Genomic DNA, 12,382 nt, shown 5'->3' with positions numbered 1-12,382 from the left:
ACTTCGATGACACCCACCGCACCGCAGCACCGCGCCGAGCCCGCCCGCCGGGCCGGCCCGAGCCGCCGCCCGGCGGCCCTGCTCGCCGCGCTTCCCGCGCTGCTGGCCGCCGCCGTGCTGGCCGGCTGCGACGCCGCGGAGCCCGTCAACGCCCCGCCGCCGGCTGAGCAGGAGAGCAGCATGAGCCCGTCGCCGCCCGAGCCGGGCACCGCCACCCTCGCCGAGGGCACCCAGTCGCCGCTCGGCGAGTTCACCGTCGGCGTCATGGGCATCAGCGCCGACGAGGCCGCGCTCGACCTGGTGAGCCCCGACGGCACCACCACCTCGGTGCGCGGCCCGGTCGGGCACACCGAGGAGGTGGCGGGCGGCACCCTCACCATCGAGGCCATCACCGCCGAGCAGCACCCCTACACCGTCAGGGTGCGCTTCACCGAGGACTGAACCCGGGCCGCCGGGGTCACGGGCGGCCGGGCGGTCAGCGGATCGGCCGGTGCACGTTCTCCCGCGCCGACGGGCCGGGCTCCGACGAGGCGATCCACGGCCCCGGCGTCGACGGGTCGAGCACCCCGTCCTCCAGCCACTCGTAGCGGCCGTCCAGCAGCCGGTCCGCGAGCAGCCCGTCGACCTCGTCGGTGTTGTCCCACATGGCGTGCAGCAGGCCCTCGACCCGCAGCCGGGCCTGGCGGGCGAACACGTCGGCCAGCTCGTGAGCGGAGCGGCGCCGCTCGGGGTGCTCGGCGCCGTCGTGGTGGGCCCGCACGCACACCGCGCTGATCGCGAACAGCTCCGCGCCCACGTCGACCACCCGGGCCAGGAAGCCCTGCTTGCGCTCCAGCCCGCCCTGCCAGCGCGACATGGCGTAGAAGGTGGAGCGGGCCAGCCGGCGGCTGGTGCGCTCCACGAAGCGCAGGTGCCGGGCGAGCGGGCCGAACTCGCCGAAGGCGTTGGGCAGCTGGCCCTCGCCGACCATCAGGGTGGGCAGCCAGCCCGCGTAGAAGCGCCCGGCCGACACCGCGGCCTTCGCCTTGGCCCGGTTGTCGGCGTCGGGGTCGATGATGTCGCCGGCCACCGACAGGTGCGCGTCCACCGCCTCGCGGGCGATGAACAGGTGCATCACCTCGGTGGACCCCTCGAAGATCCGGTTGATCCGCAGGTCGCGCAGCAGCTGCTCGGCCGGGACGCCCCGCTCGCCCCGCGCCGCCAGCGACGCCGCCGTCTCGTAGCCGCGCCCGCCGCGCACCTGCACCAGCTCGTCGGCGATCAGCCAGGCCATCTCCGAGGACCACAGCTTGGCGATCGCCGCCTCGATCCGGATGTCGTTGCGGTCGTCGTCGGCGAGCTGGCTGGTGAGGTCGAGCATCGCCTCCAGCGCGTAGGTGGTGGCCGCCATGAAGGACAGCTTCTTGGCCACCTCCTCGTGCCGGCCGACCGGCTTGCCCCACTGCACCCGCTCGCGCGCCCACTCCCGCGCCATCCGGGTGGCGTACTTGCCGGCGCCGGTGCACATGGCGGGCAGCGACAGGCGGCCGGTGTTGAGGGTGGTGAGCGCGATCTTCAGCCCCTCGCCCTCGCGGCCGATCCGGTTCTCGGCCGGGACGCGGACCTGGTGGAAGCGGGTCACCCCGTTCTCGATGCCGCGCAGCCCCATGAAGGCGTTGCGGTTCTCCACGGTGATGCCCTCGGCGTCGCCCTCCACCACGAAGGCGGTCACCCCGCCGCGGTGCCCCTCGCTCCTGGGGACCTTGGCCATCACCACCAGCAGGTCGGCGACCACCCCGTTGGTCGTCCACAGCTTCACGCCGTCCAGCACGTAGCCGGAGCCGTCCTCGGTCGGTACGGCGGTGGTGCGCACCCGGGCCGGGTCGCTGCCGACGTCCGGCTCGGTGAGCAGGAAGGCGCTGATGGCGGTGGTGGCGCAGCGCGGCAGGAAGCGGCGCTTCTGCTCGTCGGTGCCGAACTGCTTGAGCGGCTGCGGCACCCCGATGGACTGGTGCGCCGACAGCAGCGCGCCGATCGCCGGGCTGACGGAGCCCGCCAGCATCAGCGCGCGGTTGTAGTACAGCTGCGAGAGGCCGAGCCCGCCGTACTCCTCGTCGATCTTCATCCCGAACGCGCCGATCTCCATCAGGCCGCGCACGACCTCGTCGGGGATCTGGGCGTCCCGCTCGATGACGGCACTGTCCACCTTCTCCGCGCAGAAGGCCCGCAGCCGCCGCAGGAAGGACTCGCCCTTCTCACGGGCGGCGTCGTCGGGCCGCGGATGGGGGTGGATCAGGTCCAGCCGCAGCCGGCCCAGGAACAGCTCCTTGCCGAAGCTCGGCCGCCGCCAGTCGGACTCCCTGGCCGCCTCGGCCACCTTCCTGGCCTGCCGCTCGTCGATCTGGCCGGACTGTGCGGCAGATGCGTCGGCGGGCGCGTCAGCGGGTGCGTTCGTCTGGGTGCTCAAGGCACACCACCTCGCGGTGTCGTGAAGCTGCGGGCAGCGGGACGCCGTCCCCCGACCGCGCCCGTGCGATTCCGCCGCTGGTCCTACCCGCCGGTAGGAAGGGTATTCACTTCCGCTCGCGGCCTCGCGGACCGGGATTCTCCGGTTGGTGGCAGGATCGCCCCATGTCCATCGATCCGGCGCGGGTCGCCGTGCTGGCGCTGCACTGGCAGGTGAACGTCGTCAGGCCGGAGGGCTTCTTCGGCGGGATGCTGGCGGAGCCGGTGGCGCGCAGCGGTGTGGTGGCGCGGGCCGCCGCCTTCCACGCCGGGGCGCGGGCCGGCGGGGTGCCCGTCGCCTTCACCCGGTTCACGGTGCCGGAGGGTGAGGGCAGGCTGGTGCGCAACAGCCCGTTCATGGCGGCGGTCGGCGCGGCCCAGGAGAGCTTCCGGCCGGACGCGCCCGGTACGCGGATCGTGCCCGAGATCGGCCGCCACTGGCGCGATCCCGTCTTCGACAACCAGCGGCTGTCGGGGCTGTCCGGCCCGATCACCGGCTGGCTGGTCGGGGCGGGCTACGACACCCTGATGCTGACCGGGGTGGCGACCAACCTCACCGTGGAGCAGACCGCGCGGCACGGCACCGAGATGGGCTACCGCGTGTACGTGATCGGCGACTGCGCCGCGGCGGCCGACGAGGCCGTGCACGAGGCGTCGCTGGCCAACCTCGCCCTCACCACCGAGGGCGTCCTGACGGCGGCCGAGGCGCTGGCGATGCTGCCCAAGGAGTTCAGGCCGCGTGAGCGGTACCGCTGGTGAGTCCACCCCGGGGCCGCCGACGGACCGCGCGGACCGGGATCGGCCGGTTCGTGGCAGGATCGTCCCCATGTCGATCGATCCGAGTCGGGCCGCCGTGCTCGCGCTGCACTGGCAGGTGAACGTCATCAAGCCGGAGGGCTTCTTCGGCGGGATGCTGGCGGAGCCGGTGGCGCGCAGCGGTGTGGTGGCGCGGGCCGCCGCCTTCCACGCCGGGGCCCGGGCGGCCGGCGTGCCCGTCGCCTTCACCCGGTTCACGGTGCCGGAGGGTGAGGGCAGGCTGGTGCGCAACACCCCGTTCATGGCGGCCGTCGGCGAAGCCCAGGAGCACTTCCGGCCGGACGCGCCGGGCGCCGCACTGGTGCCCGAGGCGGGCGCCGAGTCGGATGATCCCGTCTTCGACAACCAGCGGCTGTCGGGCCTGTCCAGTCCGATTACCGGCTGGCTGGCCGGGGCGGGCATCGACACCCTGCTGATCACCGGAGTGGCGACCAACCTCACGGTGGAGCAGACCGCGCGGCACGGTACCGAGCTGGGCTACCACGTGTACGTCGTGTCCGACTGCGTCGCGGCGGCCGACGACGCCGTGCACGAGGCGTCGCTGGCCAACCTGGCCCTCACCACCCAGGGCGTGCCGACCGCCGCCGAGGCGCTGGCGCGGCTCGGGGCGGGCTGAGGCGGCCGCGGCTCAGGACAGCTCGACGATCACCGGGGCGTGGTCGGAGGCGCCCTTGCCCTTGCGCTCCTCGCGGTCGATACGGGCGCCGGTGACGCGTGCGGCCAGCGCGGGGGAGCCGAGCACGAAGTCGATGCGCATCCCCTCGCGCTTGGGGAAGCGCAGCTGCTGGTAGTCCCAGTAGGTGAACACGCCGGGGCCGGGGGTGTACGGGCGCGCGACGTCGGTGAACCCGGCGTCCAGCAGGGCGTGGAAGGCGTCGCGCTCGGGCTTGCTGACGTGGGTGCGGCCCTCGAAGGCGGCCATGTCCCACACGTCGCCGTCCTCGGGGGCGATGTTGAAGTCGCCGCACAGCGCGAGCGGCTGCTCGGGCCGCTCGGCCAGCCAGCCGGACCCGGCGGCGCGCAGCTTCTCCAGCCACTCCAGCTTGTAGACGTAGTGGGGGTCGTCCAGCTCGCGGCCGTTGGGGATGTACAGGCTCCAGACCCGGACGCCGCCGCAGGTGGCGCCGATCGCACGCGCCTCGGCGGCCACCGGCTCACCCCAGCCGGGCTGCTCGGGGAAGCCGATCTCGACGTCGTCCAGCCCGACGCGGGACAGGATCGCCACGCCGTTCCACTGGGACAGCCCGTAGTGGGCCACCTCGTAGCCCAGCTCGGTGAAGGCCGAGGTGGGGAACTGGGCGTCCTTGCACTTGGTCTCCTGCACGGCCACCACGTCGACCTCGCTGCGGGCCAGCCAGGCGGTGATGCGCTCGGTGCGCGCCCGTACGGAGTTCACGTTCCATGTCGCCAATCGCACCCGCTCAGACTAGTCGGCCGGTCCGACACCCGGCAGGAGCACCGGCGGGCCGGCCGCGAGGGGCGCCGGGGCGACGAAAGTCGGTGCCCGCGGGCGGCCCGCTCCGCCGATCGGCGGGGGGCGGATCACTTCGCGGAGCGATGGGCCGGGCGGCGTACCGCGCCAGGATGCTGAGCGCTCCCGCCCCCTCAGAGAGGTCACCCCCATGCCCGGTCCTTCGGCGCCCGCCCTCGTCCGGCGCGCCCGCATCGCGAGCGCGTCCGCGGCGGCGCTGGCCGCCTGCCTGCTGGCGGCGCTCGCGCCGCCCGCCGCCGCGTCCCCCGCCCCCGCCGACGCATCCGTCGACACGGCCTTGGTCCAGGCGGCGCTGGACCAGGCCGTCGCCGCCGGTGCGCCCGGGGTGTCCGCGCGCATCACGGACGGCACCGAGGTGCACCGGCTGCGCAGCGGGGTCGGCGATCTGGACACCGGCGCCCCGGTGCCGCTCGACGGGCGGTTCCGCCCGGCCAGCCTGACCAAGTCGCTGGTCGCCGTGGTGGTGCTCCAACTGGTGGACGAGGGCCGCCTGGAACTGGACGAGCCTGTGGGCGCGCTGCTGCCCGGGGTGCTGCCCGAGGGGAGCGCGGTCAGCGTGCGGCAGCTGCTCAACCACACCAGCGGGCTGCCCGACTACATCAGCGACCCACTGTTCGCGCACCCGCGCGACTACACCGGACGCAGCTTCACCCCCGGAGAGCTAGTCGGCATCGCCCTCGCCCAGCCGGTCCGGCCACCCGGGGAGTTCGCCTACTCCAACACCAACTACATCCTGCTCGGCATGCTCGTCGAGCAGCTGACGGACGCCCCGCTCCCGACCGAGCTGCAGCGCCGGGTGCTGCGGCCGACCGGGATGCGGCACAGCTACCTGCCGGTGACCTTCCCCCGGATCCTCGGACCGCACGCCACCGGCTACTACCGGGGTGCCGACGACGCCGAGCCGACCGAGACGACCGAGCTGAACCCGTCCTTCGCCTGGGCGTCCTACGGGCTGGTGAGCACCAGCGCGGACCTGGGCCGCTTCTACCGCGCGCTGCTGGACGGCACCCTGCTGCCCGGGCCGCTGCTGGACGAGATGCGCACGACGGTGCCGACCGGGCACCCGATCTGGCCCGGCTACGGCCTCGGCCTGGAGCAGGTGACGCTGACCTGCGGCGAGATGTGGGGGCACACCGGCAGCATCCCCGGCTACATGACGATCGCCTTCGCCACCCCGGACGGCGGCCGCCACGTCGTCCTCTCGATGAACCTCCAGTGGCTCGGCGCCGAGGTCGGCACCGTGCTGCTGGCGCTGATCGACGCGAGCAACCGCGCCCTGTGCGGAGAGCCCTTCGAACTCGACCTCCCCGGCGCCCCGACCACGGCGGAGGCCGTCGAACGGCTGCGGCCGCTGGACATGCCGGCGGGCTGAGCGCGCCGTCCCGCCCGGTGAACACGGAACCCGCCGGTGGCGACCGGCGGGTTCCGTGCTGCTTGGGCGGTTCCGAAGCCCTCGGTTCACGTCGTGCCGGGCGCACCTGCCGGGCCGCCTTGGCCGAGGTGGACGGGACGGAGCTGACCGAGGTGGACGTGGACCGCAGCGTGCCGTTCAACTGCGTGATCCGCATCCCGGACCGGGACCGCGGAGCTACAGCGTGGTGGCGACTTTCAGTTGGAAGGGTGCAGGCTCCGGCGAGAAGACGTGGCGTCGCAACAACTTCTACAGCCGTCTCTGCGACTGACCCGTCGAACGCCTCCGGCCCACACCGACCGGTACGAGGCGGACGTGATTCCCTCAGCCGCGGGACTACTCGGTGGGGTCCAGCGGGATGGGCAGGTTCTCGGTGAGCGTGATGGTCCCGCCGTCGGGATGGGTGAGGGTGAGGGTGGCGGGTTCGGTCGATATGCCGGGGCCGTCCTCGTCGTCGAGTTCGTAGGTGAGCGTGCCCTGGAAGACGTCGAGGAAGTTCTCCTGGAAGGTGATTTCGGCGCTGTCCTCGGCGCAGCCCTCGTTCGAGCTGACGACCTCACCCACCAGCAGGGTGTCGCCGCTGACCGTCACGTCCGAGCCGTAATGGCACCGGAACTCTCCGCCGTCGAGCTGCTCGCCCTCGGGCAGGGCCAGATGGACCTCGGTCAGGCCCGGCGGCCGGGGGTACTCGGTGCCGTCGACCGTGACGTGCTCGGGAAGCCAGGCGGACTCCGCCAGCTGCTCCACGACGGCGTCGTCGACCTCGCCGCTCGCCGGGGTGGAGGTGGCCGGGTCGGCGGGGCCGGTGGGGGCGCCCTCACCCGCGCTGGTCTCCGAATCGCAGCCGACCAGCGTGGCCGTGGCCATGGCCGCCACGGCCACGGCCACCAGCGGGAGGTGCGTTGTACGTCTCATGCGCCCTGGGACGTGAGACCCCGGCAGCGGGTTCCTGCCGTGGTCCGGGGGTGAGAGCGCTCTCGCCTTCCCGCCGCGTCCAGGCACCTCATCCAGCGTTGGGAGGCGGGAAACAGATCAAGCCACGCGGGTGATATAAGCCTGAAAGCGGTCTCCGGGACGCTTCCCGCGCACCACCTTGTCCAGGCGCCAGGTCTGCTCGCCGATAGCGATCGTTTCGCCCAGGTCGACTTGCCTGACATGGTCATCAGGATCAGAGAAAATAATCAGTTCAGCACCTGTCGCCTTCGTATTCCGCTCAGGGGGGATGAGCGCGACCACAGTGAGATGCGTGATGGAGGCATTGGTCGGTAGTCCGTAGGTCAGGCGGAGGGTGTGGCCGATCGGGAGGGGCATGACGCGGGTTCCTTTTCCCGTCTTCGCGCGGGCTCTCCTGGGTGCTGATGATGGGTTTGCCGTCGCGGTGCAGGTCGGTGAGGAGGGCTTCGTTCAGTGCTCCACCGCCCGGTGCGAAGTCCAGCGTGACCACCCCCGCGCGGCGACCGGTGAGCTGACACAGCGCCTCAGCCTGACGACCGGGAACCGGCATCCTGATGGCCAGGACGACTTTCGGGAGGCCGGGCTTCCCGCCGCGTCCAAGCGCCTCATCCAGCGTTGGGAGGCGGGAAACAGATCAAGCCACGCGGGTGATATAAGCTTGAAAGCGGTCTCCGGGACGCTTCCCGCGCACGATCTTGTCGAGGCGCCAGGTCTGCTCGCCGATCGCGAATGTCTCACCCAGGTTGACCGGGACGTTGTATCCCTCAGGTTCGGTAAGGATCCGGATTTCTGCGCCGGTCGCCTTCATGTTCCGCTCGGGAGGAATCAACGCGACCACGGTGACTCGCGTGATCGAGGCGTTGGTCGGCATTCCGTATTTCAGGTGAAGGGTATGGCCGATCGGGCGAGGCATGGCAAGGCTTCCTTCTCAATCGGTGAGGGTGGCTACATAGGGCTGCGCGCTGTCGAGCAGGCGGCGCACTGTGACCGGCGGTGGGTGGTCGGAGCCCCACGGGTTGCGCAGGGCCACCCGGCCGTGGGCCACGTCCACGATCTCGTATGCGTGCGACCCGAACAGGCCGTTCGGCAGCTTTCCGTCCTCGCGTGGGCTTTCCTGGGTGCTGATGATGATGGGTTTGCCCGCGCGGTGCAGTGCGGTGAGGATGTTTTCGCTCAGTGCCTCTGCGCCTGGTTGTGGGTCGAGTGTGACGATTCCGGCGGGGCGCCCGGTGAGTTGGCAGAGCGCTTCGGCCTGTTCCCACGCACCACCACCCCGGTCCAGCCGCTGATAGCCGCGGTCCCACACCACGGCTTGACGACCCAGACTCCACGTGCGATCCACCGCGCCGAACGCCTTCTCTAGACCCCCCACCCAGGACACTCCAGTGTCGTAGGTGTTGGCGAACACCGCCTGTCCGGGCTCGCCCGGGTCGGTGGGAAGTTCCCTGCGCACCGTGAAACCGATGGTCTCCCCGTTGGGCACCCAGTCGGCGGTGGCCCGGTCGATTCGGGCCTGGTGCAAGGAGACGTTCCAGGTCGCCCCGTCGCCGCTGTCGCTGAGGGCGTTGGCGATCGCGCCGGGTGCCCGGCCCGCGACCGCGCTCAGCGCCGCCATGAGCCAGCAGTCGCCCAACTGTCCTTGCCGCACATCACCGCGAGCGGGCATCCCGTTGTACGTCGGGGTTTCGCGGATGGTCCCGGTGGCGTCGGGTGAGCGTGCGCGGTCATAGCGGGCGTCGGTGTCGCGCGGCAGCCGCAGCGTGTCGACATAGGAATGCTCGAAGGCGTCATAAGCGGTGGTCGGGCGGTGCCGGCTCTCACTGCCGACGATGATGTCGACCGTCAGACCGCGACGGACCCGTTCCAACACCTCGGGCAGGTACGCCGGATCACGCATGGCGAGGCCGGGATCGTAATCGGCGAGCAGGAGATCGTCTTCGGCCGTCAGCTCGCCCTGGTCGGGAGTCTGCCTGAAGTCCTCGTCAGTCGTGGCGCGCCGGACCGCGTCGAGCGCCTCGCGGTCCTCGTCCGTCAACCGCCACGGCCGAGCCGCCTCATCGCTGAACCGCCTCTGGGGAGAATCGGGCGGTCCGCGCAGCTCGCCGCCCACATCGACCTCCCGATGGCGTCCACCGCAGAGACGGTGTACCCGGCATCGCAGGATGCCAACAGAAGGCGGCGGAGTAGCGCACACCATGGCGGGGGGGGGCATTTCGCCGGCCCCGCCCGCCATGGCTCATCCGGCCGATCGCGCTCAGGCCGGGCAGAACATGTCCCGCTCCGGCATCTCGCCCTCGACCAGGTAGGCCGTTGTCACCTCCTGGGCGCAGGCGTTGTCGTCGTTGACGTAGACGCCGTGGCCGCTGCCGTCGACGCTGACCAGGCGGGAGCGCTCGCCGAAGCTCCGGTCGAGCAAAACCCCGCCGAGGTGCGGTGTGACCGGGTCGCGCTGGTTCTGCACGATCAGGATGTTGCTCGGGCCCTCGTCGACGATCTCCACCGGCGGTTCGGACGGTTCGTGCGGCCAGAAGGCGCAGGGCAGGATGTTGGCGCTGGCGGCGCCGAAGACGGGGTAGCGCTCGCGGTCTGCGGCGACGCTGCGGCGGTAGGTGTCGACGTCCTCGGGCCACTGGACGTCGTTGCAGGTCACGGCTAGGAAGACCGACCAGGCGTTGTCGTACGGCGACGGTTCGGCCTGCGCGGACCCCGCGTCTCCGGCCTCCGCGTCTCCGGCCGACGGCGGCCAGGTCAGCGCGGCGTCGCCCGGCCGGTCCGGCGCCGTCCCCTCGGGCTCGAGCAGGGACTGCCAGGCCGCCGCCGTCTGGGGGTACAGCAGGTCGTGGTAGAGCGTGCCGAAGGTGGCCAGCCGGAAGAGGGGGCCGTCGACCAGGGTGCCGTCCAGTTCCACCGGGTGCTCGTCCAGCCGCTCGGCCAGCTCGAAGTAGGTCGCGCGCACCTCTTCCGGCGAGTCGCCGAGGCCGTACTCCTCGTGGCGTTCCGCCGCCCACCGCGCGAAGTCCGGGAAGGTCTGCTCGGCGCCCAGGCCGTACCTGCGGATGCCGGCGTGGTCGAGGTGGGTGTCGCCGATGTTGCTGTCGAGCACGATCCGGTCGGAGCGCTCGGGGAACATCGAGGCGTAGGCGGCGCCCAGCGCCGTGCCGTAGGACGCGCCGTAGAAGCTGATCTGTTCTTCGCCGAGCGCGGCCCGGATCCGGTCCAGGTCGCGGGCGGTGTTGGCGGTCGTCAGGTGGCGCAGCCGCCCTTCGGTGTCGTTGGCGGCGCACTGCTCGGCGGCCGCCTCGGCTACCTCGGCCTGCTCGGTGACGGCCGCGTCGTCGACGGCGTAGGGCGGGATGTTGCCGCGGTAGTCGGTGGTGAAGCCGCAGCTGACCGGTGCCGAGTAGCCGACGCCGCGGGTGTCCATGCCGATCAGGTCGTAGCTGTCGGCCACGGCCGCGGGCATGCCCCGGGAGAGCAGGTCGGCGGGCATGTCCAGGCCCGACCCGCCCGGCCCGCCCGGGTTGAACAGCAGCACGCCGCGCCGGGCGGCGGGGTCCGTGCCGGCCAGCCGCGACACCATGATGTCGATCTGGACGCCCTCGGGATCGCTGTAGTCCAGCGGCACGGGCACCAGCCCGCACTCCATCTCGGGCGCCTCGGCCGCCACGTCCTCGGGGCAGGCGCCCCACTCCACCGGCGCCGCCGGCTCGCCGTCGTCGGCGGCGGCCGGGACCGCGAGCAGGGGCGCGGCCAGGCCGATCACCGCCAGCGCGACCAGGCGCCGCCCCGCGCCGCGCACTCGCTGCCCGCCCCTCCTCATCGGCCTCGGTCCTGACGGGGTGCTGTGCATCTGGTGTCCTCCTGACGGGCGCACGGGGGCGCCGGAACGGGGTCGCGTCGGGACCGGTCCCGCCGCCTGCCGTCCATGCCGGCCGGTCCGTCGAGAGGCGGCCAGGCTGCGCGGGTGCCCGACGAATCCCAGTGTTCTGGCGGCTCCGCCGCGTCGACACTGACATTCGTCATCACTTCTCCGGTTCGGCCGAGCACGCTCCGTGGCCCGCGTCACGGCTCCCGGCCCGGGTCAGGCGGTGAAGCTCGCGGCGAAGTCGGCGGAGGGCTCGATCGGGGTGATGACGTCGACCAGCACGCCGCCGGGGTCGGCGACGATGAAGTGCCGCTGGCCGAAGTCCTCGCTGCGCAGCTCCAGCACCGGGCGGAGCCCGGCCCGCCGCACCAGCCGCTCGTACTCCGCGTCCACGTCGTCCACCTCGAGATTGAGCAGCAGGCCGCGCGCCGGGACGCCGAAGCCCTCGGGCACCGAAGGGTGGCCCGCGTCGACCAGGGCCAGCTCGTAGGCCGGCGCGTCGGCGCGCCTGAGGCTGACGTACCAGTCGGCGGCGAAGGTGGGCTCGAAGCCCAGCAGCGAGGTGTAGAACGCGCGGCTCTCGGCGAGCGCGGTGGTGCACAGGACGGGATAGAAGCCGGTCAGAGCCATGCTGAGCCTCCTGGGAAGATACATACATACCGTCGGTATGTATTGCTACCGTAGGTCGCGTACCGTGGGTATGTCAAAGTCCCGGCGGCGGCGCCGGACGAGGGGAGCGTGGCGGAATGCCGGAAGGCCGGAGCAAGGCGCAGCAGCGCGAGGAGACCCGGCGCGCGCTGATCGCCGAGGGGCGGCGGCGCTTCGCCGCCGCCGGGTACGCCGCCGTCGGCACGGTGGAGGTCTCGGCCGGCGCCGGGGTCACCAAGGGCGCGCTCTACCACCACTTCGGCAGCAAGCTCGGGCTCTTCCGCGCGGTGGTCGAGCAGGTGCAGCACGAGGTGGGCGAGCGCGTCGCCGCCGCGGCCGAGGCCGAGTCCGACCCCTTCGAGCAGCTGGCGGCCGGCTGCCGCGCCTTCCTGGCGGCCGCCCGCGACCCCGAGGTGCAGCAGGTGATGCTGCTGGACGGGCCCGCCGTGCTCGGCTGGAACGAGTGGCGCCGCATGGACGAGGAGTCCTCGGCGCGGCACCTGTCGGAGTCGCTGGCCGACCTGGTCGAGCAGGGCGCCATCGCGCCCCGGCCCGTCGAGCCGCTGGCCCGGCTGCTGTCGGGCGCCATGAACGAGGGCGCCCTGTGGCTGGCCCGCTCCGAGCAGCCCGAGCGCGATCTGGCCGCCGCCTGGGAGGTGCTGCGCGGGCTGCTGGAGTCGCTGCGCGCCGACCGGTGACCGGATCCGGGCGG

The 12,382-nt window shown here is 72.4% G+C and carries 13 protein-coding genes; 5 read left to right on the top strand and 8 right to left on the bottom strand.

All coding sequences use genetic code 11. The annotated features are described in order from the left end of the window. Positions 1-6 precede the first annotated feature (6 nt). The gene (locus CLV72_RS08045; protein WP_106242348.1) at positions 7-441 is read left to right on the top strand and encodes a hypothetical protein; all 435 of its coding nucleotides are present in this window, start codon (positions 7-9) and stop codon (positions 439-441) included. A gap of 34 nt (positions 442-475) precedes the next feature. Here CLV72_RS08045 and CLV72_RS08040 read toward each other — a convergent pair whose 3' ends face one another. Further along, positions 476-2,380 carry an acyl-CoA dehydrogenase family protein gene (locus tag CLV72_RS08040; RefSeq protein WP_245930060.1) on the bottom strand — a complete coding sequence of 635 codons (1,905 nt, stop codon included), beginning with the start codon at positions 2,378-2,380 and terminating at the stop codon, positions 476-478. Positions 2,381-2,610: 230 nt separating this feature from the next. Between CLV72_RS08040 and CLV72_RS08035 the strand changes: the two genes are divergently transcribed. Both CLV72_RS08035 and CLV72_RS08030 read left to right on the top strand, forming a co-directional pair. Further along, entirely contained in the window at positions 2,611-3,243 is a 633-nt protein-coding gene (locus tag CLV72_RS08035) for a cysteine hydrolase family protein (RefSeq protein ID WP_106242342.1), read from the top strand. Between the two features lie 67 nt (positions 3,244-3,310). Continuing rightward, positions 3,311-3,916 (top strand): cysteine hydrolase family protein, encoded by a 606-nt coding sequence (locus CLV72_RS08030; RefSeq protein WP_106242338.1) that lies wholly within the window; start codon positions 3,311-3,313, stop codon positions 3,914-3,916. Between the two features lie 12 nt (positions 3,917-3,928). Here the strand turns inward: CLV72_RS08030 and CLV72_RS08025 are convergent, their stop codons facing one another. Continuing rightward, positions 3,929-4,717, bottom strand: a complete 789-nt coding sequence (locus tag CLV72_RS08025) for an exodeoxyribonuclease III (RefSeq protein WP_106242336.1) — start codon at positions 4,715-4,717, stop codon at positions 3,929-3,931. 205 nt (positions 4,718-4,922) lie between these two features. On the opposite strand from CLV72_RS08025, the gene CLV72_RS08020 reads away from it, so the two are divergent. Continuing rightward, positions 4,923-6,164, top strand: a complete 1,242-nt coding sequence (locus CLV72_RS08020; RefSeq protein ID WP_106242331.1) for a serine hydrolase domain-containing protein — start codon at positions 4,923-4,925, stop codon at positions 6,162-6,164. A gap of 375 nt (positions 6,165-6,539) precedes the next feature. On the opposite strand, the gene CLV72_RS08015 is transcribed toward CLV72_RS08020, so the two are convergent. The 6 genes from CLV72_RS08015 to CLV72_RS07990 all read right to left on the bottom strand — a co-directional run bounded on the left by CLV72_RS08015 (position 6,540) and on the right by CLV72_RS07990 (position 11,652). Further along, positions 6,540-7,118 (bottom strand): META domain-containing protein, encoded by a 579-nt coding sequence (locus tag CLV72_RS08015; RefSeq protein WP_106242328.1) that lies wholly within the window; start codon positions 7,116-7,118, stop codon positions 6,540-6,542. 117 nt (positions 7,119-7,235) lie between these two features. Beyond that, on the bottom strand, positions 7,236-7,514 hold the full coding sequence (locus CLV72_RS08010) for a DUF6406 domain-containing protein (protein WP_106242325.1): 279 nt from the start codon (positions 7,512-7,514) through the stop codon (positions 7,236-7,238). 277 nt (positions 7,515-7,791) lie between these two features. Next, positions 7,792-8,070: a DUF6406 domain-containing protein gene (locus tag CLV72_RS08005; RefSeq protein ID WP_106242322.1), complete on the bottom strand. Its 279-nt coding sequence runs from the start codon at positions 8,068-8,070 to the stop codon at positions 7,792-7,794. Between the two features lie 15 nt (positions 8,071-8,085). Beyond that, entirely contained in the window at positions 8,086-9,267 is a 1,182-nt protein-coding gene (locus CLV72_RS08000) for a C2 family cysteine protease (RefSeq protein WP_170140914.1), read from the bottom strand. 144 nt (positions 9,268-9,411) lie between these two features. Further along, positions 9,412-10,977, bottom strand: a complete 1,566-nt coding sequence (locus tag CLV72_RS07995; RefSeq protein WP_106242316.1) for an alpha/beta hydrolase — start codon at positions 10,975-10,977, stop codon at positions 9,412-9,414. Positions 10,978-11,238: 261 nt separating this feature from the next. After that, the gene (locus CLV72_RS07990; protein WP_106242313.1) at positions 11,239-11,652 is read right to left on the bottom strand and encodes a VOC family protein; all 414 of its coding nucleotides are present in this window, start codon (positions 11,650-11,652) and stop codon (positions 11,239-11,241) included. A gap of 116 nt (positions 11,653-11,768) precedes the next feature. Here CLV72_RS07990 and CLV72_RS07985 point away from each other — a divergent pair, with 116 nt between their 5' ends. Next, positions 11,769-12,368 (top strand): TetR/AcrR family transcriptional regulator, encoded by a 600-nt coding sequence (locus CLV72_RS07985; protein WP_106242309.1) that lies wholly within the window; start codon positions 11,769-11,771, stop codon positions 12,366-12,368. Positions 12,369-12,382: the final 14 nt, after the last annotated feature.

The organism is Allonocardiopsis opalescens (genome assembly GCF_003002095.1).
GTDB classification, from domain to species: domain Bacteria; phylum Actinomycetota; class Actinomycetes; order Streptosporangiales; family Streptosporangiaceae; genus Allonocardiopsis; species Allonocardiopsis opalescens.
The sequence above is the reverse complement of the archived record's forward strand: the minus strand, read 5'-3'. Positions and strand labels throughout refer to the sequence as shown.